The following is a 24,461-nucleotide window of genomic DNA, read 5'->3' as shown; positions in this document are numbered from 1 at the left end:
TCAGTGAGAGGTGACCGTACGCATCGGCTGTGCGTTCTTGGCTGTTTCCTGGCTGGCAGTAGGAGCGGAACGCAGAAGCATGGTCAGCACGGCAGAGACGAGAAGTGCACTGCCCATGAAGACATAGGACGCAGCAGGGGTACCGGTAACACCGTTCAGATAACCCACGATGTAGGAGCCAACAAAGGAACCCAGTGCTCCCATGCTGTTGATAAGCGCCATAGCTCCACCCGCCACGTTGCTGGGCAGGATCTCGGGCACGATGGCGAAGAACGGACCGTAAGGCGCGTACATGCAGGCACCTGCGATAACCAGCAAGGTGTAGGACCACCAGAAATGCTGAGTGCCCAGCATGAACGACCCTGCAAAAGCGAGGGAAGCGATTAGCAGGGGAGGCCACACAAAGCTTTTGCGGTTGAGGGTTTTGTCGGACATCCAGGAGACCGCCAGCATGGCAAGGACCGCCATCAGATAAGGCAGAGCGGATAGCCAGCCAGCCTCGACAATATCCAGCTGAGCGGCCTGTTTTAGGATGGAGGGTAGCCAGATCACGAAACCATATACGCCAATACTCCAGCAGAAATACTGGGCAGACAGCAGAATGACTTTGGGCGAGCGAAAGGCCTCCCGGTAATTCTTGACGGGTTTCATACCCACCTGTTCAGCCTGAAGCGCGCTCTCGAGGTCCTGCTTTTCCTGAGTGCTCAGCCATTTGGCTTGTGCGGGACGGTCATCGGCCAGGCGCCACCAGATAAAGGCCCAGATAATGGCGGGAAAGCCCTCGATGATAAACATCCAACGCCAGTTGAGGGTATGCACCAAGTAGCCCGAGACGACCGACATCCAGAGAATGGTTGCGGGATTACCCAGGATCAAAAAGGTATTGGCCCGGGAGCGCTCCGCACGGGTAAACCAGTGACAGAGATAAACCAGCATGGCTGGCATGACCGCTGCCTCAACCACGCCCAAGAGGAAGCGAATCGCAATCAGGGCTTGTACGTTTGGAATTACGCCGGTCAATGTGGCACAGCCGCCCCACAGGATCAGGCTCCAGAAGATCAGCTTTTTTACGCTGCGCTTTTCAGCGTATATCGCGCCAGGCACCTGAAAGAAGAAATAGCCAAGAAAGAATAGGGCACCCAGCAGCGACGACATGGCTGGGGTAATGGCCAGGTCATCAGCCATGCCGGAGGCGGCCGCGAATCCATAGTTGGCCCGGTCCAGATAGGCCAGGCTGTAGGTGATGAACACGATGGGCATGATGTACCACCAGCGGCGGGTGGCAATGGAGGAGGTTGCATTCATGACGATATACCTGTGGGCTTATTGTTGTTGTCCATGGGGTGTCCAAGTGTTATGGCAGCTCGTGGCGGTAGGGCAGACCTTCCATATCTCCGATAACCTGTACGGCCTTGGCGCCGATCCAGTTACCCCGGGCCACGGCAGCGGAAACATCCAGGCCCTCGAGGCAGGCACTGACAAAACCGGTTGCGAAGCCATCGCCAGCGCCGACGGTATCGACGACGTTCTCCACCGGATAGCCAGGAACGTGACCCTCATTTTCATGGGTGCGGTAGTAGGAACCCTCCGGTCCCAACTTGATGGCAACCACCTGGGCGCCCTGGTCCAGATAGAAGGCAGCAATATCTTCGGGAGTGTCATAGCCGGTAAGTAACCTGCCTTCGGCCAAGCCCGGCAGTACCCAGTGGGCCAGGCTGGCGAGGCGGTTGATCTCCTCACGCATGCGGGCTTCGCTAGGCCAGAGGGAGGGACGCAGGTTGGGATCAAAGGACACACTACGGCCCTTCTGACGGGCACTGTTCATCAAGTGGTAGGCCAGTTCGCGAAGCGAATCTGAGAGCGCGGGTGGAATACCCGTCGCATGTACATGGCGAACATCCAGTAGGGCGTCATCGAAGTCATGCTCTATCGATAGGTGACTGGCAGCTGACCCCTTGCGAAAGTACTCCACGATAGGATCACGGCCATCAATTTCCCGCGATTTGAACTGAAAGCCCGTAGTGTGCTTGGGGTCGATGGCAACCCGGCTGCAATCGACCCCCTCGCGTTCAAGCGTTGCACGAATGAAACGGCCCAGGGAGTCATCGCCTACCCGTGACAACCATCTTACTTTCAAACCCAGACGGGTCAGGCCAATGGCGACATTGCTGTCAGCCCCGGCGATACGCTTGCCGAAGTGCTCGACGTCGGCCAGGTCACCGGGCTCTTCAGCCACGAACATTGTCATCGTCTCGCCAAAGGCCAGCACGTCGTAATCAGGCATGGTGCATCTCCTGCTGAGTGGTACCAAGACGGCCCAATGCCTCGACATGACGCTGGGTCTCGCGAACCACGTCGCCCTGCAGGGGAAATTCGATGGCGCGTGGCAGTCCTGTCTTGAAATGAGTAAATAGCCGCGCCCAGCGTTTCAGATCCTCGGCTTCAGGGGGCATCGCATGAAGACGGCCGTTGCGCTCGCGAACAGCCTTGCAGTGGATGTACTCCACGTAGCACCCTAGTAATTGTGCGGCCGTTTCTGGTTGCTCGTTCTGCCAGTGCCAGTTGCCGACATCGAAGGTCATGCCGATAGGCAGTTTCATTCGCTGCACAACATCAAAAAACGTTTGTAAGGCCTTGAGTCGACCCCCTTGCGGAGTCTGGTCATTTTCAATCAGCAGGCGCACTGAGCTGGCGTCCAGCATGTGACCCAATGCTTCCATGTCACAGTAAGGTGTGAAGTGGCCAAGGGAGATCTTGAGCGTATGCGCTCCAAGGCGGGCGGCGCGTACCATCGCAGGCTGTAACTCACGGGTGGGTTGATGCTCGCCTTGTGACCATAGCTCGATGGGTACCGAGTAGACGCATTCCAGTCCCTGTGCAGCTATGCTGTTACCCAGGGCGGATAGCTCAGGTCGCATGTCATCGAACAGTTCGTCACGTATCTCGACGGTACTGGCGCCGGCTCCTGCTATCAGCGGAAGGAAATTTTCCTGACCGCGAGCGCGTACGGCATCAGCACCAAAGGCAGAAGTAGTCACTACGACATCAGGTTTCATAACGCCTCCTGAAACCGGTTTCATTGAAGGTCGAGCACAGTGTGCCGCCCCCACATTGTTGTTTTAACGTCGCGCCGAGGTAGAGCCGCGTACCACCAGTTCGGCCGGTAATGCCAGCGTCCGTGAGCTCGACACATCGCCTCGCAGGCGTTCTAGCAGATACTCCAATGCGGCTACGCCCAGCGCATGGGTTGGTTGAGCAATGGCGGTAATGCCGTCGCCTACCAATGGATACCAGTCAAGATCGTCCAGGGCGATTAGTCCAACCGATTCAAACGTTCTGTAACCTAATTCCCTGAGACCTTTTGTCACAGCGAGCGCGGCAATGCCGTTCGCGGCCATGATGGCTTTGGGGCCATGATTGGTATCGGAGAGAAAATGCGCGAGCTGCTCAAGTAGCGCTGCGCTGAAGCCGGCGGAGGAGCTGACGCGCCCTCGCACACCCGCGCGGGGTGACAGGTAGTGAATAAAGGTTCGGGCGCGCTCTTCTCGTGAACTGGTTCCGTCCAGATCTTCGGTTACCATGAGCAGGTCGCGGTAGCCGCGCTCAAGCAAATGCTCAAGACCCAACCGAATGGCCTGTGTGTTGTCCAGCCCAACGAGATCAGCATCCAGACCATCCAGCTTGCGATCAAGCAATACCATGGGCAGTTCTCGATGCAGTTGCTGAAGCTCTCGAGGATGGTGACCCAGCGTGTTGACGATCAAGCCTTCCACGTTATAGGACTGAAGCGCATTCAGGTGGCGCTCTTCTTGGAGGTCATCTCGATCAGTGTTACATACGATGAGAGAATAGCCATGCCGACGGCAGGCCGTCTCGACGCCATGCATGACGGCAACGGAATAGGGATTGAGCATGTCGGCTACCAGCATACCGATAAGCCGGCTGCGACCGCGCTTGAGACCTCGCGCCATTTGATTAGGCTGAAAGCCAAGCTTTTCGATCGCCCGCTCGATGCGCAACGCCAGCGCATCTGATAGGAGCTGCCTGTCCCCGCTGATGTAGCGAGAAACGCTCGCCTTGGAAACGCCTGCTTCCTGAGCGACCTGATTGATAGTGGCACGCGGCGGACGCATGCTTTGAAGAGGTATATCCAATGGGCCTGCTCCCTAATATTGTGGAGTTCTTGTCTATGGAACGACAGGCTTTGAAACCGGTTTCAGAAAACCATTTGTCCTTTGGCTTGGCAAGAGTACGCCTGGCTTGAACCGACGAGCGGCAGTCCTCATATAGAAAGCTCATAACCTTGTACAATAAAGGTTTCGCCTCGCCATCTTCTCAGGGCCACACAATGACTATCGATGAGTTATCAGCTGAGCTGGGCAAACGGTTATCGGCATTGAAGGCACAGGTCGTAACTGCCGAGTCCTGCACCGGCGGCGGTATTGCCGAAGCCATTACCCGCGTAGCGGGCAGCTCTGCCTGGTTCGAAGCGGGATTTGTGACGTATTCCAATGCCCAGAAGACGGCCCAGCTGGATGTGCCGGATCACTTGTTCATGGAGGTAGGCGCTGTCAGTCAGGCGGTTGTCGAGGCCATGGTCCGAGGTGCACAGGCACGCAGCGGGGCCCGGTTCGCCGTTGCGGTCAGCGGTATCGCAGGTCCGGGTGGCGGCTCCCCGGAAAAGCCTGTAGGGACGGTCTGGCTGGCGTGGGGAAACGGCTCTGGCATCTACAGCGAGAAACGTCTTTTTCCTGGCGACAGAGCGGCTATCAGGGCTCAAACCGTTGCGGCTGCACTGGATGGATTATTGCGAATTTCGGCATGAGAAAATCGCATCGAAAGGTAGCCAGCGAGCCCTTCTTGTGCTTTAATACTGTTCACATATACAGTGCTTTCCACGGCCGTCTGGCCTACCTTCTTGCGAGAGGATTTTAATGGACGACAACAAAAAGCGCGCCCTGGCCGCGGCCTTGGGTCAAATTGAGCGTCAGTTTGGCAAAGGCGCAGTTATGCGCATGGGTGATCATGAGCGTCAGGCAATTCCGGCCATTTCCACCGGTTCGCTCGGCCTCGATATCGCCCTGGGAATCGGCGGTCTGCCCAAGGGCCGTATCGTAGAAATCTACGGTCCGGAATCGTCGGGTAAAACTACCTTGACCCTGTCCGTCATTGCTGAAGCGCAAAAGCAGGGCGCAACCTGTGCCTTCGTTGATGCAGAGCATGCGCTGGATCCGGATTATGCCAGCAAGCTGGGCGTCAATGTTGACGACCTGCTGGTTTCCCAGCCGGATACCGGTGAACAGGCGCTGGAAATCACCGACATGCTGGTGCGCTCCAATGCTGTAGACGTGATCATTGTCGACTCCGTAGCCGCCCTGGTGCCCAAGGCGGAAATCGAAGGCGAAATGGGTGATATGCACGTAGGTCTGCAGGCGCGTCTGATGTCTCAGGCGCTGCGCAAGATCACCGGCAATATCAAGACCGCCAACTGCCTGGTTATTTTCATCAACCAGATCCGTATGAAGATCGGGGTGATGTTTGGCAACCCGGAAACTACAACTGGTGGTAACGCGTTGAAGTTCTACTCCTCGGTCCGTCTAGATATCCGCCGTACCGGTGCGGTGAAGGAAGGGGACGAGGTGGTAGGTAGCGAGACCCGCGTCAAGGTCGTGAAGAACAAGGTAGCTCCGCCGTTCCGTCAGGCCGAGTTCCAGATTCTGTACGGCAAGGGCATTTACCGTAACGGCGAGATCATTGATCTGGGCGTACAGCTGGGTCTGGTTGAAAAGTCAGGTGCCTGGTATAGCTACCAAGGAACCAAGATTGGCCAGGGTAAGGCTAACGCGGCCAAGTTCCTGGAAGAGAACCTTGAAGTACGTAATGCGCTCGACAAGAGCATTCGCGAAAAGCTTCTAAGCCAGGCCCCGGTTAAAGGGGCAGCCACTGAAGAAGCCGAAGCGGGCGCTGACGCTGACTTCTAAGGCTCTGCCTGATAAAAGCCCTCGCCGTGCGAGGGCTTTTTTATTTCAGCCTGATATTTTTACGGGGCGTTTGAATGCCTATTGAACTCGATACCCCAGCGGCTGTTCGCCTGGCAGCCATGGATCTACTGGCCCGCCGAGAGCATGGACGACAAGAGCTGGTTCGCAAGTTGCGCAAGCGGGGGGCGCCGGATGAGCTGATCAACGCAGCCCTGGATCGCCTGGCCGAAGAGGGGCTGCTGAGCGAGACACGTTATCTGGGCAGCTATATCGCAAGTCGTGCCCGGGCGGGTTATGGACCTGTTCGTATCCGTGAGGAATTGGCCCAGCGCGGTCTTGCCCGTGCTGATATCGAACAGGCGCTATCGGAGTGTGAGGAAGACTGGTCAGCCCATTTACGTGATGTCTGGCAACGCAAATTTAAAGGCAAGCGCCCCGCTGACGCTAAGGAACGCGCACAGCAGGGACGTTTCTTGAGCTACCGCGGTTTCTCCATCGACAGCGTCAGTCGATTGCTGCGTGGCGCGCCAGATGACTGATAGGGCGGGCCCGGCTAACGCCTCTCGATCAGCGTAGCCAATGTTGTGGATCGTTCAGTGAATCCACCAACTCGCGCAGGCGCCCATAATCGCGGCCGTTGAAGTTGAAGGAAAGCTGGCTCAGGTGAGCAAATTCCGGTTCGTCGATGTTGGTTTTGCTCGAGGCTTGCTGAGTGAAGTGCCCGCTCTTGCACAGGTCCGCAAAGTGCGTATCGATATGCGCCAGCGCCTCGGATGTTAGGGCATGGTTCAGACGCATCACGAATTGACCGTTCAGCCAGCGTGTCGAATGAAAGTTGCTGTAGAACCGGCTGATGATCTCTGCTGCCTCTTCCGCAGTATGCACCAGCGTTGCTAGTTTCAGGTCTTTGGGCAGGATATAGCGCTCATCCGCCAGGTTCTTTTTCAGAAAACTGACCGCATCCTTCCAGAACGTACCCTCAGGTGTATCCAGTAGCACGACGGGTACGAGAGGGCTTTTACCGGTTTGTATCAGCGTAAGGACTTCAAAGGTTTCGTCCAGAGTGCCAAATCCGCCAGGGCAGAGCACAAGTGCATCGGCTTCCTTGAGAAAAAACAGCTTGCGTACGTAGAAGAAGTGAAAGGACAGCAGGTGATCGGTGCCGTCCATGGTTTGGTTGGCCCGTTGTTCAAAAGGCAGGGTAATGTTGAAGCCCAGGCTGTTGTCCAGGCCGGCACCTTCGTGTGCTGCGGCCATGATACCGCCACCTGCTCCAGTGATGACCATCATGTCGCGCTGAGCGAGGGCTGAGCCGAGTGTGCGGGCCAACACATAGAGTTCATGATCCACGGCCGTACGGGCTGATCCGAAAACCGTTACCTTGCGCCGCCGCTTGTATTGCTCAAGATAACGAAAGGCATTTTCCATCTCCCGCATGGTTTGCATCATGATCTTGGCATCCCAGCGGTTGCGGTCTGCCTGAGCCATGCGAACCACGGTCAACAGCATGTCGCGATACAGAGACAGATTGGGACTGTTGGCCGGAACGGTATGAGCCAGCAGCTCATCAATCTTTTGGGAAAGGTCTTCGGCACTGACCTGTACATGACGAGACAGATAGTCGTCTTGTGCGTCTGGGTTCATCTGCATACTCCTGGTAGCCACTGCTGTGTAATCAAGCTGCCATTCCAGGCAGCGATTACCTTGCCTTTAGCATAGTCGTGGCGCGGAGTAAGAAAGGCAAATGCCTGTCTTGAATGGCCATGCCAGACGCGGCATGGCAAAGGAAGCTTACTTGCTCAGACCGCAATCGGCTGCTTCGAAGCGCTCGTTCGCAACCGGGCGATTGCTCTGGTATTCGGTAAAGCTGTACACCAACATGGCGCCACGGGCTAACAACTGGCGGTAGCCGGTGTTGCGGCAGACACTGGCGGCCAGCTGGGTGCGTACCGTCGCCGGGTTGGCTTCCATCTGATGCGCATGGCTGGCACGTACACTCAAATGATTGATGAGCTGGCGCCCTTCAACGGTATAACCACGGTCAAGAATGTCTTCATTGATAGCGCGCGGAGTCCCCACGCTGCTTTCTTTCGCGACCTTTTGCAGCATCTGCGACAGTTCTTGTTCTTTCAGTGAGGCCGCCTGGGCCGCTGCAGGAAGGATGAAGCAAAGGGCGAGGGCAGTATAACGCAGCATTGAACTCTCCAACGTAGATCAGGCTCGCTTCGACCGCAGGGCAGCCGTGATGTTCGCAAGCAAAGGCTAATTGCGGTGCGCAAAGGGTACTCCTGTGGTCGGCGCTTTCAAAATGCCAGATGTGTTCTGGACAGCCTTTGTTAAACTTGCCCGCGTAAATCACGCAGTACTTCTCATGCCTTATATCCGCTCTGCCAATTCCTCTTCCCATCCGCTGAATGCCGTTGCCCGGCTGCGTCATGATCGTCTGGCGCGCAGCAGCAAACCTTTTGTTGCCCGTGGATCCCGCGTTCAACGCTGTGAGGGTTGTCGCCTTGCGTTGCCTCACTGTTTCTGCGAGTGGCGACCTGCGGTCGAATGCGCGGCAGGCATGTGCCTGATCATGCATGATGTAGAGCCACTCAAGCCAAGCAATACCGGATGGCTGATTGCCGATGTGGTCAGTGACAGCTGTGCCTTTGGCTGGTCGAGAACGGATGTAGATGACGCACTACTGGCCGTACTGGGCGATCCTCAATGGCAACCTTATCTCGTATTTCCGGCCGAGTATTCGACGCCTGAGCGAGTCGTGCAAACAGTGGAGCCCATTCAGGGCAAGCGACCTTTATTCGTCCTGCTGGATGCTACCTGGACGGAGGCACGAAAGATGTTTCGCAAAAGTCCTTATTTGGATAGCCTGCCAGTACTCAGCCTAAGCCCTGAAGAGCTTTCCCGGTATCGGCTGCGACGCTCCACACGAGGCGAGCACCTCTGTACGGCAGAAGTGGCTGCGCTTTGTCTGGAGCTGGCGGGTGAGAATAGGGCGGCGGCGGCGCTTGATGCGTATCTGGATGTATTCAGCGAGCGTTATCTCAATGCCAAACAGAATCGCCAGACGGATCCGCTCAGCCTGGCTCATCAACGGCTGCAGCCCTTCGTTGCCGCATTCTTCTGATCAGTTGGTCACCTTGGGCTCGACCACGGCCTTTCTGGGCCAGAGCTGCGCAACCAGCATGCCGGCAAACATGAGCGCACAGCCCAGATAGCCGCGGACGGTAAGCGACTCGTCCAGCAGCCAGGCGCCAAAAAAGGCCGCAAAGACGGCTTCAAGTGAGAAAATGATAGCCGCATGGGAGGCAATGGCGTCGCGCTGTGCAACAACCTGCAGCGTATAACCGATGCCGGCAGCTATGATGCCACCATACAGCAGCGTGGGAGCAGCCTGAAGAATACCCTGGGTCTGAATCGGCTCGAACAGCAATGCCAGCGTCAGGCTGACCGCTGCACAGAATGCGAACTGAAGGATAGACAGTAGCATCGGATCATGGCGGCTCGCAAAATGCCCTACGACCAGCACATGCGCTCCCCAGGCAAAGGCGCCGGCCAGTTGCAGCCAATCGCCGGAAGCTACCTTAAAATTCTCGCCTATGCTAAGCAGGCACATGCCTGCCACAGCCAGGCAGGCGCCTAGCCAGGTGCCTCTGCCGGTGCGTTCGCCAAACAGCAAACCCAGAATGGGGACTACAATCACATAGAGTCCGGTGATGAAACCGGAGTTGGTCACGGATGTGAATAGCAGGCCCACTTGTTGGAAGTTGATGCCAATGGAAAGCAGCAGACCCATCAGGCAGCCGCCGACCACTACGCGACGGTCGAGGCTAATCGGTGTTCTGGCGCGGCGATGCAGCACCAGCAGGACTGGAATCAGAGTCAGTGCACCCAATGCAAAGCGAAGTCCCGTAAAGAGGAACGGACCGATGGAGTCCATGCCGGCGCGCTGTGCAATAAAGGCGCTCCCCCAAATCATGGCTGTGATCAGCATGAGAACATCGGCACGCAGGGCTTGGGTACGCATGACAGGCTCGCTTGGCAAAAGCCGCCACTCTGCCGGATGGCTGTGACTTTGGGAACCCTGTGATTATGGTCGCAAAGTGCCTTGACCCGTCGTCGGACGCTCGGCATTCTGAGCCGCTGAAATTACAGAATCATAATAAGGACCAATTTACCGATGGCCGCCTATCAGATCCTCATCGCGGATGATCATCCGCTGTTCCGTAGCGCCCTGCAGCAAGCCTTGACGCTTGGCTTGGGGCAGCAGGCACAGCTGGTGGAAGCGGCAAGTATCGCCGAACTCGAGGCTCAGCTGGCGCACAAGACTGACTGGGATCTGGTCCTGCTCGACCTCAACATGCCGGGCGCCTATGGTTTTTCCGGACTGGTGCTGCTGCGCGGGCAATACCCACAGATTCCGGTGGTCATGGTCTCTGCTCAGGAAGACGCCGCTGTAGTGCAGCGCGCACGGGAGTTCGGTGCCAGTGGTTTCATACCTAAATCCAGCGATCTGGAAACGATCCAGCAAGCCGTACGCCTTGTGCTGGATGGTGATACCTGGTGGCCGGCCCAAGGAGAGGGTGCTGCGAACCTCAGCGAAGAAGCCAAGGCTGCGAAGGCCGGATTATCCAGCCTGACGCCCCAGCAGTTCAGGGTGCTGACCATGGTATGCGATGGCCTGTTGAACAAGCAGATTGCCTATGAACTCAGCGTGTCGGAAGCCACAGTAAAAGCGCATGTAACGGCGATCTTCCGTAAATTGGGTGTGAGAACCCGAACGCAGGCTGCCCTGTTGCTGCAACAGCTCGAATCAACTCCAGGCTGATGAGTTTTCACGCTTTTTCGACACGCTACAGGCTAGTCTTCTATCGAGTCACTGCATGGAGCCTGGTGTGATTTCTCCCTATAAAGGCAAGACCGGCCTTAAACGTGTCATCAAGGCTACAGGCTATTCCCTGGCCGGTCTGAAGGTGGCTTTCAAAGGGGAGGCTGCCTTCCGCTCGCTGGTGCTGATGAGCTGCATCCTGATCCCGCTGGCCTTTTGGTTGGATGTATCGCGAGGCGAGCGGGCGATCATGGTGGGGGTCTGCCTGCTTTCGCTGATTGTCGAGCTGTTCAATGCTGCTATCGAAGCCGTGGTGGACCGCGTCTCGCTGGAGTGGCATGAGTTGTCCAAGAACGCCAAGGACTTGGGCAGTGCGGCTCAATTCGTGGCAATGTGGATGATTGCAGCCGTCTGGTCGATCATTCTGCTGGGGTAGCACGCTCCTTGAAGGGGGCCAGCAAGATCTGGTCGCTACGTGCAATACCCTCGGTAAGCTTGCGACACAGTGCCAGGAATTCGGTCATGGCTGCCGTCTGGTATTTCTGGCGGTGCCAGATAAAACAGAACTGACGACGCAAATCCAGGCTGGGAGTTTCGATTGGGACAAGACTGCCGCGCTCGAAGGCATCGCGCAGGGCAAGCCTCGAGATGCAACCAATACCTAGACCTGATTCCACTGCCCGAATAATGGCCTCTGTATGCTCCAGTTCCAGGCGAATATTCAGGGGCGCCGCATGATGACGCATGGCCTGATCAAACGTCAGGCGGGTACCGGAGCCTTGCTCCCGAAGAATCCAGGCCTGATCAATCAGCTCTTCCAGACCTACCGTTGGATGGTTGGCTAAAGAATGTTGCGGAGCACAAAAGATTACCAGCTCATCTTCAATCCAAGGGTGGACTTCAATATCCGCGTCCTGGCAATCCCCCTCAATCAGCCCTAGATCAATATCATGGTTAGCCACGCGCTGTACGATATGCGCCGTGTTGTGAACATGCAGGCGCACCCGGCAATCGGGATGACGTTGCATGAAATCACCCAGCAGAAGCGTAGCCAGATAGTTACCAATGGTGAGCGTGGCGCCAACCTCCAGTGAGCCGAATCCGGTCTTGCCCCGTAGCAGGTTCTCGATTTCATCGCTGCGGTCGAGCAAGGCAACTGCCTTGGGCAATAACTGGCGGCCCAAGGCATTGAGGGTCAGCCGTTTGCCTGCACGGTCAAAGAGTTTGCAGTCGAACTGACGCTCTAGCTCTCCCAAGGCCGTGCTGGTTGCCGATTGTGAGAGCGCAAGCGTCTCTGCCGCGCGGGAAACACTTTCCAGGCGGGCGACGCCGACGAAGACTTCGAGTTGACGCAACGTGAATCTCATATCTGCTCACTGGATAACCGATATCCGAATTATTCATTTTACGGATATTCTTGCGTTATATAAAATGCCGCGCAAATGCGCTTGGTCGCGTCCTTTTGTCAAACCCGATCCAGAGCGGTCACACGTGCAGGTAGTCCCGCCTCCGCGAGACAGAGCCGGGCATCAGCGTCTTTGGGCAGGTGATTAGGAGTTTTTCATGAGTAATCTGTACACCGAGCGCGTCCTGAGCGTTCACCACTGGAACGATACACTGTTCAGCTTCAAGACGACCCGTAATCCGGGGCTGCGTTTCGAGAATGGCCAGTTCGTCATGATCGGACTGGAAACCGAAGGCGGCCGTCCGCTGATGCGCGCCTACAGTATCGCCAGCCCCAACTATGAAGAGCACCTGGAATTTTTCAGCATCAAGGTTCCGGATGGTCCGCTGACCTCCCGCCTGCAGCACCTGAAGGAAGGCGATAACCTCATGGTTAGCCGCAAGCCTACCGGTACGCTGATTCTGAGCGACCTGAAGCCTGGCAAGCACCTTTATCTGCTATCCACCGGCACCGGCATGGCGCCGTTCCTGAGCACCATTCAGGATCCGGAAACCTATGAGCGTTTCGATAAGGTGATTCTGGTTCACGGTGTACGTTATGTAAATGAACTGGCCTATGCCGACTTCATCACCAACGTACTGCCTGAGCATGAATACTTTGGCGATATGGTTCGCGAAAAGCTGATCTATTATCCGCTGGTGACGCGTGAAGAATTCCGCAACATGGGCCGTCAGACCGACCTGATGCGCAGCGGCAAGTTATTTGAAGATATCGGCCTGCCTCCGATCAATCCTCAGGACGACCGTGCGATGATTTGCGGCAGCCCTAGCATGCTGGACGAAACCAGCGAAGTACTGAACGAGTTTGGTCTGACCATCTCTCCACGTATGGGTGATCCGGGTGACTACCTGATCGAGCGCGCGTTCGTCGAGAAGTAAGCGTTACCCGCGTTATCGAAACCCGCCCTGGAGGCGGGTTTTTTGTGTCTACGGTAAGGGCTGATCAGGCGCAGAAAAGCTGTTTGACCCAGACTCAGTCATTATCTGCACGCTCGATATCCAGAATACGGATGACATTGGGCTCCGGATAATGCCAATGGACGTCTACATCCCATAGGCGAACACCATAACGGCGGTCAGGCGGCGGGATTTGATAAGCCGGGCGAGGGTCCTGAGTCAGGCATTGCTCAATCAGAGCGGCCAATGGCTCGTTCAGACGCTTTCCATGCTGCTCCGCCTGCACGCGGGCTTCGTGTGTCCAGAGGACCGGAATCCCATCGGGAGGTGCACTGGCTATGGTATTAAAGGCAGTTGGAATTGCATCGGCGTAGGGCACGTAAGGCTTGATGTCCAGCACCGGGGTACCGTCCAGTAGATCGATACCTGACAGCATGAGCCGGCCCGGCTCGATAGCGTCCAGTGTTACCACAGATTGCCCAATACCATTGGGACGGTGAGTGGCACGCGTCGCAAAGACACCCAGGGAACGGTTCCCGCCCAGGCGGGGAGGACGTACTTTAAGACGCGGTTTCTCTTCCAATGTCTGGTGAAAGAGGAACAGCAGCCAGACATGACTGACGTATTCCAGCCCCTGTACAGCATCCGGGTGGTCGAACGGCGGCACAAACTCCAATACACCTCGGGCAGCCGGAGCCAAATGGGGCTGGCGAGGGATGGCGAACTTCTCCTTGAAACAAGAGCGGATATAGCCGATAGGGGAAACGCTATAAGTCATGGGGAGCGTCATAAGGGAGACAGGCTGGCTATTTTAGCCTGTCTGCCTCAAGTATGACTCTCACGCATAGCCTTTGAAGTATTAAGCTGGTTACGGCGAACACCACGGATATTCATGAATGCCAGCCCCAGTTGCAAAACGATCAAGGCATACGCCTGTGTATGCAGGCCCCAGGTGATCCATAATCCATTGCTGGCAAGAAAGCACCAGAATCCAAGGTTTCGGCGGTTTTCACGTTGGGAAGCAACCAGCCACGCCGCGATCAGGGTCACGGCCATGGCTGGCCATTGCAATAAATCGATGTAATCCATGAAACATTCCTGCTGATAGACCTTATGCAGAGCGCTCTTCGGCAGGTGAGTTCCAACAGCGTGTCGGCGGTCATCCATCAATGATGTCGAATCAGTCGCAGGCCGTTTGCAACCACAAGCAGGCTGGTACCCATGTCGGCGAAGACAGCCATCCAGAGCGTGGCCTCGCCCATGATCGTCAACGCCAAGAATATCGCCTTGATTCCCAAGGCTAGTGCAATATTCTGCATGAGAATGCGGTGCGTGCTACGGGAGAGGCGAATGAAGTCCGGTAGTTTGCGCAAATCGTCATCCATCAGTGCCACGTCTGCCGTTTCGATAGCCGTATCGGTACCGGCGGCGCCCATGGCAAAACCAATGTTAGCCCGAGCCAGAGCAGGGGCGTCGTTGATGCCATCGCCAACCATACCGATCACAGCACCGCTCCGTTGTTTTTGCTCCAAAATCGAAAGCTTGTCTTCGGGCAGTAACGAGCCATGCGCTTCATCGATGCCTACCTGACCGGCAATACGGTCTACGCTGTGAGGATTATCGCCACTGAGCACCAGGGTTTTTATGCCTAACGCATGAAGTGCTGCGACAGCGCTCTGGCTGGTTTCCTTTACTTGATCAGCAATGATGAATAGCGCCAGTACCTCCTGTTGATGGGCAAGCGCCACCACACTTTGACCTGTCTGCTCAAGCGATTCGATACGGTGCCGTAGATTCTCGGAGGCCAGCCCTTCGCGCTCCAGCAGGCGGCGATTACCCAGAAAGTAGAGCTGATCCTCTATACGGCCTTGCACGCCTTGTCCTGCCCAGGCCGAGAAATCCTGTACGTCCTTTAAGGCAGTACCTTCTTGCAAAAGAGCATGGCTCAGAGCCTGTGAAGCGGGATGGTCTGAGCGCGAGGACAAACTGGCCGCCCATTCCAATGCCTGACTCTTCAGTCCGGTGAGTACGATGCGGTCGACCAACTGCGGCTTACCCTCAGTAAGCGTGCCGGTCTTGTCGAGGGCAATCCACTCAAGCTGGCGGCCTTGCTCAAGAAATGTCCCACCTTTCACCAAGATGCCACGTCGTGCGGCAGCCGAAAGCCCGCTGACAATTGTGACCGGTGTTGAGATGACCAAGGCGCATGGGCAGGCAATAACAAGCAATACCAGCCCTTTATATAGCCACTCCAGCCAACCTCCCCAACCCAGCAGGGGAGGCAACAGGGCAACCGCAACGGCAATGAGAACAACCGCTGGCGTATACAAGCGAGAAAAGTGATCTACAAATCGTTGAGTAGGTGCACGGGCGCTTTGAGCCTGCTCTACGGCGTGGATAATGCGAGCCAGGGTACTTTCGTTGGCTCGATGGGTAACACGATACTCCAGGCTGCCCTCACCATTGATGGTGCCGGCAAACACGGTATCGCCGGGAGTCTTGTCGACTGGCAGGCTTTCGCCTGTAATAGGCGCCTGGTTGACACCTGACTGACCGGATTCCACCTCTCCATCCAATGCAATTCGCTCACCCGGTCTTACCCGGATGAGCGCGCCGGGTTGGACCTGTTTGGCTGGCAGTGTTGCCCAAGTACCATCTGCCTGTCGTACGGTTGCGTTTTCTGGTGTCAGTGCCAGTAATCCCTGGATGGCATTGCGGGCACGGTCCAATGAGCGTGCCTCGATCACTTCAGCGATGGCAAACAGTACGCTGACCATGGCCGCTTCAGGCCAGTGGCCAATTAACAGGGCGCCGGTCACCGCAATGCTCATCAATGCATTGATGTTAAGAGTGCGCTGCCTGATAGCGATCCAACCTTTGCGATACGCCGGTAGACCAGCTAGGGCAATGGCGGCCAATGCCAGGAATGCTATGACGAACTCAGGCACAATACCCAGCCACTCACAAACTTCGGCTGCCAGGGCGGTAGCCAAGCCCAGGCCCAGCGGCCACCAGGGTTTTGCCGCTGGTACTGCAGGGGCTTGCTCATCACCTTTCAGTTCAACAGCCTGCATGCCCAGCCGATTGATCTGGGTCTTTAGCGGTTCAGCATCGGGGTAGCGGTGGCGAACACGTAGGCTGCGCTGAATCAGGTTGAATTCCAATGCCTCGACCGCCTTCAGCTTGGCGAATGCATCACGGATCAGCTTCTCTTCAGTCGGACAATCCATGGCATCGATACGCAGGCTTGTCCACTTGGAGTGATCAAGCACCTCGGGCTCGGTAATATCCGGTAGAAGGTCGGACTCAAGCAAAGTCTTTGAGTGGCTGCTGCAGCAGGTCTTTGCCTGAGGCTTATAGCAGGACGATGGTTTGGGTCCGCAACAGGATGAATCATGCGCCATGACAACCTCCATTGACGTTAGGGTTGTCATTGCACACCCTGTAGCTACTACAGGGTCAAGGAGGCGTTATGAAAATAGGTGAATTGGCCAGCCGAACGGGATGTTCCGTGGAAACCATTCGGTATTACGAGCGTGAGGGACTGCTGCCAGCGCCTGTTCGCAGCGCGGGAAACTACCGTCAATACAGCGAGGCCCATCTGGAGCGATTGACCTTTGTTCGGCATTGCCGCTCTTTGGACATGACACAGGACGAGATCCGTTCCCTGTTACAATTGCGGGATCAGCCTGAGCCGGACTGCTGTCGGGTCAATGATCTGATCGAGGACCATATTCATCATGTGGAGGTACGCATTCGAGAGTTGACCGAACTGCGCAGACAGCTCATGGCGTTGCGTCAGCAATGCTCAGGCAAGGTATCCAGCGATGTATGCGGCATCATTCGGGAGCTGCAACAACCCGCCGGACCTTCAGCGATCGAGGAGGCCTGTAGCCATGCGGGGCATGACCATGTGCCAGGAGTGCACAGACGATAGGGTAGGCCGGTCGGCATAGGGCACCCATAAAAAAAGCCCTGCAATCGCAGGGCTTTTCGGGGTTATGGCTGCGTTACAGCGTCTCGGCCCACAGGTCGTATTCGTCTGCGTCGGTTACGCGTACCCATACCTTGTCGCCTGGCTTCAGGTCGTGTTCGCTATTGACATACACATTGCCGTCGATCTCCGGGGCATCGGCATATGAGCGGCCAATGGCGCCTTGTTCGTCGACTTCGTCGATCAATACTTCAATATCCTTTCCAACCTTCAATTGCAGGCGAGCCGCAGAAATGGCCTGCTGATGCGCCATGAAGCGCTCCCAGCGATCCTGCTTCACGTCATCCGGTACGGCACCTTCCAACTCATTGGCCGGTGCGCCTTCCACAGGGGAATACTGGAAGCAGCCCACACGATCCAACTGAGCTTCGGTCAGCCAGTTCAGCAGGTACTGGAAATCTTCCTCCGTCTCACCAGGGAAGCCCACAATGAATGTGGAGCGAATGGTCAGTTCCGGACAGATCTCACGCCACTTCTTGATACGGGCCAGGGTGCGGTCCTCGAAGGCAGGACGCTTCATGGCCTTGAGAACTTTGGGGCTGGCATGCTGGAAGGGGATATCCAGGTAGGGCAGGATCTTGCCCTCGGCCATCAGCGGAATGATGTCGTCCACGTTCGGGTAGGGGTAGACGTAGTGCATACGTACCCAGACGCCCATGCTGCTCAACGCCTCGCATAGTTCCAGCATGCGAGTCTTGACCGGCTGGCCATTCCAAAAGCCGGTACGGTACTTGAGGTCGACGCCATATGCACTGGTGTCCTGGGAGATGACCAACAGCTCCTTGACTCCGGCCTTGACCAAACGCTGAGCCTCATCGAGCACATCGCCGATCGGGCGGCTGACCAAATCGCCACGCATGGACGGGATGATGCAAAAGCTGCAGCGATGGTTGCAGCCTTCGGAAATCTTGAGATAGGCGTAGTGGCGGGGGGTGAGCTTGATGCCCTGCGGCGGTACCAGGTCGACCAACGGATTATGCTCGCGCTTTGGCGGCACTACCTCATGGACTGCGGTCACCACTTGCTCATACTGCTGCGGACCCGTTACCGCCAGTACGCTCGGATGTACATCACGAATCGCAGATTCTTCCACCCCCATGCAGCCGGTCACGATGACCCGGCCATTTTCAGCCAGGGCTTCGCCGATCACTTCCAGAGACTCGGCCTTGGCGCTGTCAATGAAACCACAGGTATTGACCACCACCACGTCGGCGTCCTCGTACGTGGGAACAACCTCGTAACCTTCCATGCGAAGCTGGGTCAGGATGCGTTCGGAGTCGACCAGAGCTTTAGGGCAGCCGAGGCTGACAAAGCCGACTTTGGGCGTGGCGGGGGTGGACATGGCTAACCTCAGGAGGTGCGCAGAACGCGCTGATGATCAAAAAACGCGCGATTTTAGCGGTGCGCGCCCGGACTGAGAAGAGGCATTTGGCGCTTTTACTCGGATTAACCTGCGCTTCGTCAGTTATCGGGTTTGGCTTGCCCGAGGCTGAACCGCTAGACAGGCATAACTAGTGATAGGGCGTTTATTATGTTATAAAGTAACAATAACGAGGTGGTTTATATGTCATCGAATTCTTCCCTTACGTTTAAGACGTCCTTTCTGACCCAGTCTGCCTGGGCCCGTTTAGGGGTGTCGATCGTGCTGCTTCTACTGCTATGGGCTGCTATCCACTGGGCGGTATCCATCCCATGAGTGCCTGTATTTCATTAAATGACTTAACGGTTGCCTACGAGCGTCATCCCGCCGTACATCATGTGTCGGGTTGCTTTGAAGCGGGCAGCCTCACCGCTATTGTGGGCCCTAACGGCGCAGGCAAGTCGACTCTGATTAAGGCCATGGTCGGCATGCTGCGACCAGTAGGGGGCGGCGTCGACCGAAAGGCCTTGTCTGCCTCGGCCATCGGCTATCTGCCCCAAGCGGCTGAAATTGACCGAACCTTTCCGCTGACGGTTCTCGACACGGTTGCCATGGGCGCCTGGAGACGTATCGGCATATTAGGTGGAATGAGCCGGGGCCAGCTGCAGCAAGCCCATGAGGCGCTGATTGCCGTCGGGCTGGAAGGTTTTGGGCACCGCCTGATCGGTTCCCTGTCGGCAGGCCAGTTCCAGCGCGTACTGTTCGCACGGCTCCTACTGCAGGATGCGTCAGTCATCCTTCTGGATGAGCCGTTCAATGCCATCGATGCACGCACGACCCGCGATCTGCTTGATCTGGTCCGGCGCTGGCATGGTGAGGGGCGCACCGTCATCGCTGTTCTGCATGATCTTGAGCAGGTAAAGCAGCATTTTCCCCGCACCTTACTGTTGGCTCGTGAAGCCATTGCCTGGGGTGACACCCGTACTGTGCTGACCCAGGAGAACCTGCGGCGTGCCCGGAATATGGCTGAGGACTGGGATGAACAGGCCGACGTCTGTGATGAGAGGCGCCGCGCATGATGTTGTATCACGCCTTGTTCGAGCCGTTTATCGAGTTCGGATTCATGCGTCGCGCCTTGGTCGCCTGCATGGCGCTAGGGCTGGGCTCAGGTCCGGTCGGTGTATTGCTCATGCTCAGGCGCATGAGTCTGGTAGGGGACGCCATGAGTCATGCGGTCCTGCCGGGGGCTGCTATCGGTTTTCTGGTCGCTGGGCTTTCCTTGCCAGCCATGGGCCTGGGTGGGTTGGTAGCCGGCTTGGCCGTAGCCCTGTTGTCTGGGTTGGTCAGTCGTTTTACTTCGCAGCGTGAAGATGCCAGTTTTGCGAGTTTCTACCTGACTTCTCTCGCCGCGGGTGTCTTGATCGTCTCGCTAAGAGGCTCGAATATCGACCTCTTGCACGTCCTGTTCGGTACGATCCTGGCAATTGATGATGCAGCGCTCTATCTCGTGGGCGGCATCGCCTCTGTGACGCTTCTCCTGCTGGCCATTATCTATCGTCCGCTGGTGCTTGAGTGTTTCGATCCTGGATTCCTGCGGGCCGTAGGTGGCAAGGGCTCGCTTTATCACTTCCTGTTTCTGCTGCTGGTCGTGCTCAACCTGGTCGCAGGCTTTCAGGCGCTTGGAACACTTATGGCGGTCGGCCTGATGATGTTGCCCGCCACCGTAGCGCGCTTCTGGGCTCGCTCGTTGCCTGGACTGATGCTGGTAGCGAGTCTGGTTGCCATACTGTCCGGCTTTATCGGCTTGGTTGTTTCGTACCACCTGGGCGTGGCCTCGGGTCCGTCCATTGTTCTGACGGCCAGTACGCTTTACATCTTCTCGTTAATTTTCAGCCCTCTGGGCGTCGTTCGCCGTTTCTTCCCTAAACCCCACCTATCCCGTTGAAAGGAGTCATGTCATGCGTCTCACGTTGTGGAGCGGGGCTGCTGCCTTGCTGTTGTCAGCGCTTTCCACTTTTGCCCAAGCCAAGCCGGTAGAAGCCGTTGCGTCATTCACGATCCTGGCCGATATGGTTCACCAGGTAGGAGGCGAGCGGGTTCATGTCATTTCATTGATCGGGCCCAACGGCGATCCTCATGCGTATGAGCCGACGCCTGACGATGCCAAAGCGCTCAAGGCCGCCGATGTGGTATTTATCAATGGACTTCATCTAGAAGGCTGGATGGATCGTCTGATCCAGGCATCAGGGTATAACGGTACCTCTGTCGAGCTGTCGGACGGTATCAAGACCCGTATGCGGCAGAAGAACGGCAAGACTGTAGTAGATCCCCACAGCTGGAACAGCGCTGCCAACGGTATTGTTTATGTTCAAAACATCATCAAGGCCCTCAAGCGCATAGACCCCGAAGGCGCTGATCAATACGAAGCCAATGGTCAACGCTACATCGATCAGCTAAAGGCGCTGGATGCGTATACCAAGCAGCAGATCGAAGCCGTGCCGAAGGCGCAGCGTAAGGTGCTTACCTCCCATAACGCGTTTGGCTATTTCGGTGATGAATACGGTGTGACATTCCTGTCTCCCCTGGATCTTTCTACCGAATCTGAGGCGTCTGCCCAAAAAGTGGCCAATCTGATCCGTCAGATCAAGGAGGAGCACATCACGGCTTATTTCATCGAGAACTCGAACGATCCGCGTCTGGTGCAGCAGATTGCCCAGGCAACCGGGGCTCGTGCCGGTGGCGAGTTATATGTCGAGTCGCTGTCCAAGGCGGACGGGCCTGCGCCTACCTACCTGAAGATGTTCCGTTACAACGTCAATAAGATGGTTGCAGCCATGAAAGGTGAGTAACGGGCTTCGTTTCATTCAGCCACGTAACAAGGCGTGGCAGATGGAACTCCTGAATCACAAGAGCCGTCCCTTTAGGACGGCTCTTGCTTGAATCCGGAGAAAACAATGACGACTCGCCGCCGCTTCATGCAATATTCTCTGTGCGCCTCGTCGGCGCTGCTCATGGAAGCCATTTTGCCTCGTCTTGTGCTTGCACAGGCTGGCATGCTGAGGCGGCAGATTCCCTCTACCGGCGAGCAACTCCCTGTCATTGGCCTTGGAACCGCCGATTCCTTCAATGTCGAAAGCACTCCACAAGCCTTAAAGCCGTTGGCTGACGTGCTTGACCGTCTATTTCAGGCGGGAGGCACTGTTATCGATACGGCGCCGAGTTACGAGAAATCCCAGGGTGTCATTGGTACGTTGCTGGCGCAGCAGGGACGTGCTGAAAAGGCGTTTCTGGCTACCAAGGTAGAAGGGCGCGAGAGCAGTATCGAAGAGATCCAGCAGGAAATGGCGGACCTCAAGGGCGCTCCTATTGATCTGCTGCAAGTGCATAGCATGATCAATTACAAGACGCTGCTCCCGTTGCTACGAGAGATGAAGCAGCAGAAAATGATTCGATATGTAGGGATTACCCATCACTCAGAAATGGCTCAGGATCAGATGATGGACCTGGTCGCTTCGGAGCCGATGGACTTCATTCAGATCAACCTCAATCCCCAAGATACCAAAGCCGAAGAAAGGCTCTTGCCTCTGTGTCAGGACAAGGGGGTGGCGGTCATGATCAATCGCCCGTTCCTGGACGGCCGTCTGTTCAACCAGGTAGCAGGCAAGCAGCTTCCAGCATTCGCGTCCGATATCGGCTGTGCTTCCTGGGCGCAGCTGATGATCAAGTACTCAATTTCGCATCCTGCAGTTACCTGCATTATTCCGGCTACTTCAAACCCGGCCCATATGGCGGAAAATGCACTGGCTGGAACTGGTGAGCTGCCCGATGAGTCCATGCGCAAGCGCATCGCGGAATATTTCCAGTAAAGTGTTAGGTAATCGCTGGACACTTTTAAGCAGGATTCAATACGCCGAGTAGGGTAATAACCATGCCTTGGTTGCGTTGTGCACACATATTCTTGGCAATCCGTACTTGATCCTGCCGCCACATCGGAGCAGGATGCGCCCGTTTCGATAAACCCGGAGTCTTGCATGAGTCAAGCTGCTTCCCAGGCCCATGGTGAAAAGGGAGCCTCGGCCATAGGTATGGCCATCGCGGCCGCGGGTATCGTCTATGGCGATATTGGTACCAGCCCGCTATATACCCTCAAGGAGGTATTTTCTCCTACGTATGGCCTGGTGCCTACCCACGATAGCGTTCTGGGTATCCTGTCCCTGATCTTCTGGTCGTTGATCTGGGTCGTGACGATCAAGTATGTCTTTTTTGTTCTGAGGGCGGATAACCAGGGCGAGGGCGGCATCATGGCCTTGACTGCATTGGCAAGGCGGGCGTCCGCACCGTTTCCAAAATTGCAAATGGTGTTGGTGCTGCTGGGGTTATTTGGTGCCTCGCTGTTTTACGGCGAAAGCATGATTACACCGGCCATTTCGGTACTGTCTGCTGTAGAAGGCCTGGAAGTAGCCTTTTCTGGGCTTGATCATATTGTGGTGCCAGCGGCAATCGTTATCCTGGTCGGACTCTTCATGTTACAGCGGGGCGGTACTGCCAAGATTGGCAAGCTGTTCGGTCCGGTTATGGTCCTCTGGTTCACCGTGCTAGGCGCATTGGGTATTTATGGCATTCTGCAGGCGCCTGAAGTCCTCAAGGCTTTGAACCCATGGTGGGCATTTAACTTTTTCATCGTACACCCCGGACTTGGCATCGCTATTCTAGGCGCTGTTGTGCTGGCGCTGACAGGGGCTGAGGCGCTGTATGCCGACATGGGCCACTTCGGCCGCAAACCTGTCGCGCGCGCCTGGCTCTTCCTGGTGCTGCCCGGATTGGTGCTCAATTACTACGGACAAGGTGCCCTGGTTCTGATCGACCCAGAGTCCGTACGCAATCCTTTCTACCTGCTCGCACCTGAATGGGCGTTAATCCCAATGGTTGTCCTGGCGACTTTTGCCACGGTCATTGCCTCACAGGCAGTCATCTCAGGTGCGTTCTCCATTACCCGTCAGGCAATCCAGCTGGGGTATGTACCGCGTATGCAAATCCTGCATACCTCAAGTCATGAACAGGGCCAGATTTATATTCCTGCCATGAACTGGGCCCTTTTGACAGGCGTTATCCTGTTGATTATCGGGTTCGAATCTTCTGGCAACCTGGCCGAGGCCTACGGCATCGCCGTCACGGGAACGATGCTGATCACGACCTGCCTGGTGTCCTCGGTAGCGCTGCTGCTATGGAAATGGCCTCGCTGGTTTGCCATTCCGATGCTCATTGGATTCTTCATTGTCGACTCGCTGTATTTTGCAGCCAATGTTCCAAAAATCGTGGCAGGCGGTGCATTTCCTGTCATTGCGGGCATCATCCTGTTCACGTTGATGACCACATGGAAGCGTGGTCGGCAGATTCTGGCTGAACGGCTGGATGAAGGGGCACTACCGCTACCGATCTTTATCGGCAGCATCCGTTCCAATCCGCCTTTCCGTGCCAAGGGGACAGCTGTCTTTCTAACGGCTCGACAGGATGCCGTTCCACACGCTTTGCTTCATAACATGCTGCACAATCAGGTACTGCATGAGCAGGTAGTGCTACTGACTGTTATCTATGAAGATACGCCGCGGGTTCCCGTCAGTCGCCGTTTTGAGGTGGACAGCTACGGGGATGGGTTCTACCGTGTTCTCTTGCATTACGGCTTTATGGACGAGCCCGACGTGCCGGCTGCGCTCGCACTGTGTCACCTGGAGGACCTCGACTTCACGCCCATGCGGACGACGTACTTCCTTAGCCGTGAAACGGTCATTGCCTCGAATAATCGTTTGGGAATGGCTCGCTGGCGAGAGAATCTATTTGCCTTCCTTATGAAGAATGCCAGCGGCAGCCTGCGTTTCTTCAATCTGCCGGTTAACCGGGTAATCGAGCTGGGTACTCAGATCGAGATCTAGCGGC

Annotated in this window: 25 protein-coding genes; 13 read left to right on the top strand and 12 right to left on the bottom strand. The window is 56.3% G+C overall.

Features of this window, described 5'->3' with window-relative positions; genetic code table 11:
- From EAW52_RS16305 to EAW52_RS16290, 4 genes are all read right to left on the bottom strand, one after another.
- Window positions 1-1,305 (bottom strand): MFS transporter, encoded by a 1,305-nt coding sequence (locus EAW52_RS16305; RefSeq protein WP_122043233.1) that lies wholly within the window; start codon window positions 1,303-1,305, stop codon window positions 1-3.
- A gap of 49 nt (window positions 1,306-1,354) precedes the next feature.
- On the bottom strand, window positions 1,355-2,284 hold the full coding sequence (locus EAW52_RS16300) for a sugar kinase (protein ID WP_019364465.1): 930 nt from the start codon (window positions 2,282-2,284) through the stop codon (window positions 1,355-1,357).
- Entirely contained in the window at window positions 2,277-3,056 is a 780-nt protein-coding gene (locus tag EAW52_RS16295) for a sugar phosphate isomerase/epimerase (RefSeq protein WP_010797421.1), read from the bottom strand. Before EAW52_RS16295 ends, EAW52_RS16300 begins: the two co-directional genes overlap by 8 nt.
- 63 nt (window positions 3,057-3,119) lie before the next feature.
- Complete coding sequence (locus EAW52_RS16290) at window positions 3,120-4,133, bottom strand: LacI family DNA-binding transcriptional regulator (RefSeq protein ID WP_162997771.1); 1,014 nt, start codon at window positions 4,131-4,133, stop codon at window positions 3,120-3,122.
- Between the two features lie 215 nt (window positions 4,134-4,348).
- Between EAW52_RS16290 and EAW52_RS16285 the strand changes: the two genes are divergently transcribed.
- The 3 genes from EAW52_RS16285 to recX all read left to right on the top strand — a co-directional run bounded on the left by EAW52_RS16285 (window position 4,349) and on the right by recX (window position 6,520).
- Window positions 4,349-4,825, top strand: a complete 477-nt coding sequence (locus EAW52_RS16285) for a CinA family protein (protein WP_122043232.1) — start codon at window positions 4,349-4,351, stop codon at window positions 4,823-4,825.
- A gap of 109 nt (window positions 4,826-4,934) precedes the next feature.
- A complete protein-coding gene (recA, locus tag EAW52_RS16280) occupies window positions 4,935-5,981 on the top strand; it encodes a recombinase RecA (RefSeq protein WP_122043231.1) in 1,047 nt (348 codons plus the stop codon).
- A 74-nt stretch (window positions 5,982-6,055) separates the two neighbouring features.
- Window positions 6,056-6,520 (top strand): recombination regulator RecX, encoded by a 465-nt coding sequence (gene recX / locus EAW52_RS16275; RefSeq protein WP_010797426.1) that lies wholly within the window; start codon window positions 6,056-6,058, stop codon window positions 6,518-6,520.
- A gap of 28 nt (window positions 6,521-6,548) precedes the next feature.
- On the opposite strand, the gene EAW52_RS16270 is transcribed toward recX, so the two are convergent.
- The gene (locus EAW52_RS16270; RefSeq protein ID WP_122043230.1) at window positions 6,549-7,625 is read right to left on the bottom strand and encodes a TIGR00730 family Rossman fold protein; all 1,077 of its coding nucleotides are present in this window, start codon (window positions 7,623-7,625) and stop codon (window positions 6,549-6,551) included.
- A 147-nt stretch (window positions 7,626-7,772) separates the two neighbouring features.
- Entirely contained in the window at window positions 7,773-8,177 is a 405-nt protein-coding gene (locus EAW52_RS16265) for a quorum-sensing-regulated virulence factor family protein (RefSeq protein ID WP_010797428.1), read from the bottom strand.
- 175 nt (window positions 8,178-8,352) lie between these two features.
- Between EAW52_RS16265 and EAW52_RS16260 the strand changes: the two genes are divergently transcribed.
- A complete protein-coding gene (locus tag EAW52_RS16260) occupies window positions 8,353-9,111 on the top strand; it encodes a tRNA-uridine aminocarboxypropyltransferase (RefSeq protein WP_122044831.1) in 759 nt (252 codons plus the stop codon).
- Here the strand turns inward: EAW52_RS16260 and EAW52_RS16255 are convergent, their stop codons facing one another.
- Complete coding sequence (locus EAW52_RS16255) at window positions 9,112-10,011, bottom strand: DMT family transporter (protein WP_122043229.1); 900 nt, start codon at window positions 10,009-10,011, stop codon at window positions 9,112-9,114.
- Between the two features lie 153 nt (window positions 10,012-10,164).
- Here EAW52_RS16255 and erdR point away from each other — a divergent pair, with 153 nt between their 5' ends.
- Together erdR and EAW52_RS16245 are read left to right on the top strand one after the other, a co-directional pair.
- Entirely contained in the window at window positions 10,165-10,812 is a 648-nt protein-coding gene (erdR, locus tag EAW52_RS16250) for a response regulator transcription factor ErdR (RefSeq protein WP_010797431.1), read from the top strand.
- A 55-nt stretch (window positions 10,813-10,867) separates the two neighbouring features.
- Window positions 10,868-11,248, top strand: coding sequence for a diacylglycerol kinase (locus tag EAW52_RS16245; RefSeq protein ID WP_010797432.1), 381 nt, complete (start codon window positions 10,868-10,870; stop codon window positions 11,246-11,248).
- On the opposite strand, the gene EAW52_RS16240 is transcribed toward EAW52_RS16245, so the two are convergent.
- A complete protein-coding gene (locus tag EAW52_RS16240; RefSeq protein ID WP_019364472.1) occupies window positions 11,232-12,179 on the bottom strand; it encodes a LysR family transcriptional regulator in 948 nt (315 codons plus the stop codon). The two genes, EAW52_RS16245 and EAW52_RS16240, sit on opposite strands and share 17 nt — an antisense overlap.
- Window positions 12,180-12,375: 196 nt before the next feature.
- Between EAW52_RS16240 and fpr the strand changes: the two genes are divergently transcribed.
- Window positions 12,376-13,155: a ferredoxin-NADP reductase gene (gene fpr, locus EAW52_RS16235; protein ID WP_122043228.1), complete on the top strand. Its 780-nt coding sequence runs from the start codon at window positions 12,376-12,378 to the stop codon at window positions 13,153-13,155.
- A 94-nt stretch (window positions 13,156-13,249) separates the two neighbouring features.
- Here the strand turns inward: fpr and tsaA are convergent, their stop codons facing one another.
- The 3 genes from tsaA to EAW52_RS16220 form a co-directional block, all read right to left on the bottom strand.
- A complete protein-coding gene (gene tsaA, locus EAW52_RS16230; RefSeq protein ID WP_122043227.1) occupies window positions 13,250-13,951 on the bottom strand; it encodes a tRNA (N6-threonylcarbamoyladenosine(37)-N6)-methyltransferase TrmO in 702 nt (233 codons plus the stop codon).
- A gap of 47 nt (window positions 13,952-13,998) precedes the next feature.
- Complete coding sequence (locus EAW52_RS16225) at window positions 13,999-14,262, bottom strand: hypothetical protein (protein ID WP_010797436.1); 264 nt, start codon at window positions 14,260-14,262, stop codon at window positions 13,999-14,001.
- 77 nt (window positions 14,263-14,339) lie between these two features.
- Complete coding sequence (locus EAW52_RS16220; protein WP_256680614.1) at window positions 14,340-16,577, bottom strand: heavy metal translocating P-type ATPase; 2,238 nt, start codon at window positions 16,575-16,577, stop codon at window positions 14,340-14,342.
- Window positions 16,578-16,645: 68 nt separating this feature from the next.
- Here EAW52_RS16220 and cadR point away from each other — a divergent pair, with 68 nt between their 5' ends.
- On the top strand, window positions 16,646-17,110 hold the full coding sequence (cadR, locus tag EAW52_RS16215) for a Cd(II)/Pb(II)-responsive transcriptional regulator (protein WP_019364477.1): 465 nt from the start codon (window positions 16,646-16,648) through the stop codon (window positions 17,108-17,110).
- 73 nt (window positions 17,111-17,183) lie between these two features.
- Here the strand turns inward: cadR and rimO are convergent, their stop codons facing one another.
- Window positions 17,184-18,509: a 30S ribosomal protein S12 methylthiotransferase RimO gene (gene rimO, locus EAW52_RS16210; protein WP_010797439.1), complete on the bottom strand. Its 1,326-nt coding sequence runs from the start codon at window positions 18,507-18,509 to the stop codon at window positions 17,184-17,186.
- Window positions 18,510-18,859: 350 nt separating this feature from the next.
- Between rimO and EAW52_RS16205 the strand changes: the two genes are divergently transcribed.
- The 5 genes from EAW52_RS16205 to EAW52_RS16185 all read left to right on the top strand — a co-directional run bounded on the left by EAW52_RS16205 (window position 18,860) and on the right by EAW52_RS16185 (window position 24,457).
- Window positions 18,860-19,606 carry a metal ABC transporter ATP-binding protein gene (locus EAW52_RS16205; RefSeq protein WP_122043226.1) on the top strand — a complete coding sequence of 249 codons (747 nt, stop codon included), beginning with the start codon at window positions 18,860-18,862 and terminating at the stop codon, window positions 19,604-19,606.
- Window positions 19,603-20,472, top strand: a complete 870-nt coding sequence (locus EAW52_RS16200) for a metal ABC transporter permease (protein ID WP_122043225.1) — start codon at window positions 19,603-19,605, stop codon at window positions 20,470-20,472. The genes EAW52_RS16205 and EAW52_RS16200 overlap by 4 nt, the downstream gene beginning before the upstream one ends.
- A 13-nt stretch (window positions 20,473-20,485) precedes the next feature.
- A complete protein-coding gene (locus EAW52_RS16195) occupies window positions 20,486-21,376 on the top strand; it encodes a metal ABC transporter substrate-binding protein (protein ID WP_122043224.1) in 891 nt (296 codons plus the stop codon).
- 105 nt (window positions 21,377-21,481) lie between these two features.
- Complete coding sequence (locus EAW52_RS16190; RefSeq protein ID WP_122043223.1) at window positions 21,482-22,393, top strand: aldo/keto reductase; 912 nt, start codon at window positions 21,482-21,484, stop codon at window positions 22,391-22,393.
- Window positions 22,394-22,558: 165 nt separating this feature from the next.
- Window positions 22,559-24,457, top strand: a complete 1,899-nt coding sequence (locus tag EAW52_RS16185) for a potassium transporter Kup (RefSeq protein WP_122043222.1) — start codon at window positions 22,559-22,561, stop codon at window positions 24,455-24,457.
- Window positions 24,458-24,461 lie beyond the last annotated feature (4 nt).

The organism is Pseudomonas sp. LTJR-52 (assembly GCF_003691465.1).
Taxonomy (GTDB): domain Bacteria; phylum Pseudomonadota; class Gammaproteobacteria; order Pseudomonadales; family Pseudomonadaceae; genus Chryseomonas; species Chryseomonas luteola.
Note: the sequence above shows the minus strand (reverse complement) of the source record. Positions and strands in the feature narration are given on the sequence as shown.

Bases quoted from the DNA above. Each gene is read 5' to 3' on its own strand.
- EAW52_RS16205 (WP_122043226.1), top strand. From the start codon at position 18,860: ATGAGTGCCTGTATTTCATTAAATGACTTAACGGTTGCCTACGAGCGT.
- EAW52_RS16255 (WP_122043229.1), bottom strand. From the start codon at position 10,011: ATGCGTACCCAAGCCCTGCGTGCCGATGTTCTCATGCTGATCACAGCC.
- EAW52_RS16185 (WP_122043222.1), top strand. From the start codon at position 22,559: ATGAGTCAAGCTGCTTCCCAGGCCCATGGTGAAAAGGGAGCCTCGGCC.
- EAW52_RS16265 (WP_010797428.1), bottom strand. From the start codon at position 8,177: ATGCTGCGTTATACTGCCCTCGCCCTTTGCTTCATCCTTCCTGCAGCG.
- EAW52_RS16290 (WP_162997771.1), bottom strand. From the start codon at position 4,133: ATGCGTCCGCCGCGTGCCACTATCAATCAGGTCGCTCAGGAAGCAGGC.
- EAW52_RS16270 (WP_122043230.1), bottom strand. From the start codon at position 7,625: ATGAACCCAGACGCACAAGACGACTATCTGTCTCGTCATGTACAGGTC.
- fpr (WP_122043228.1), top strand. From the start codon at position 12,376: ATGAGTAATCTGTACACCGAGCGCGTCCTGAGCGTTCACCACTGGAAC.
- recX (WP_010797426.1), top strand. From the start codon at position 6,056: ATGCCTATTGAACTCGATACCCCAGCGGCTGTTCGCCTGGCAGCCATG.
- EAW52_RS16285 (WP_122043232.1), top strand. From the start codon at position 4,349: ATGACTATCGATGAGTTATCAGCTGAGCTGGGCAAACGGTTATCGGCA.
- tsaA (WP_122043227.1), bottom strand. From the start codon at position 13,951: ATGACTTATAGCGTTTCCCCTATCGGCTATATCCGCTCTTGTTTCAAG.
- rimO (WP_010797439.1), bottom strand. From the start codon at position 18,509: ATGTCCACCCCCGCCACGCCCAAAGTCGGCTTTGTCAGCCTCGGCTGC.
- erdR (WP_010797431.1), top strand. From the start codon at position 10,165: ATGGCCGCCTATCAGATCCTCATCGCGGATGATCATCCGCTGTTCCGT.
- EAW52_RS16190 (WP_122043223.1), top strand. From the start codon at position 21,482: ATGACGACTCGCCGCCGCTTCATGCAATATTCTCTGTGCGCCTCGTCG.
- EAW52_RS16220 (WP_256680614.1), bottom strand. From the start codon at position 16,577: ATGGCGCATGATTCATCCTGTTGCGGACCCAAACCATCGTCCTGCTAT.
- EAW52_RS16260 (WP_122044831.1), top strand. From the start codon at position 8,353: ATGCCTTATATCCGCTCTGCCAATTCCTCTTCCCATCCGCTGAATGCC.
- EAW52_RS16245 (WP_010797432.1), top strand. From the start codon at position 10,868: ATGGAGCCTGGTGTGATTTCTCCCTATAAAGGCAAGACCGGCCTTAAA.
- EAW52_RS16200 (WP_122043225.1), top strand. From the start codon at position 19,603: ATGATGTTGTATCACGCCTTGTTCGAGCCGTTTATCGAGTTCGGATTC.
- EAW52_RS16305 (WP_122043233.1), bottom strand. From the start codon at position 1,305: ATGAATGCAACCTCCTCCATTGCCACCCGCCGCTGGTGGTACATCATG.
- cadR (WP_019364477.1), top strand. From the start codon at position 16,646: ATGAAAATAGGTGAATTGGCCAGCCGAACGGGATGTTCCGTGGAAACC.
- recA (WP_122043231.1), top strand. From the start codon at position 4,935: ATGGACGACAACAAAAAGCGCGCCCTGGCCGCGGCCTTGGGTCAAATT.
- EAW52_RS16240 (WP_019364472.1), bottom strand. From the start codon at position 12,179: ATGAGATTCACGTTGCGTCAACTCGAAGTCTTCGTCGGCGTCGCCCGC.
- EAW52_RS16300 (WP_019364465.1), bottom strand. From the start codon at position 2,284: ATGCCTGATTACGACGTGCTGGCCTTTGGCGAGACGATGACAATGTTC.
- EAW52_RS16195 (WP_122043224.1), top strand. From the start codon at position 20,486: ATGCGTCTCACGTTGTGGAGCGGGGCTGCTGCCTTGCTGTTGTCAGCG.
- EAW52_RS16295 (WP_010797421.1), bottom strand. From the start codon at position 3,056: ATGAAACCTGATGTCGTAGTGACTACTTCTGCCTTTGGTGCTGATGCC.
- EAW52_RS16225 (WP_010797436.1), bottom strand. From the start codon at position 14,262: ATGGATTACATCGATTTATTGCAATGGCCAGCCATGGCCGTGACCCTG.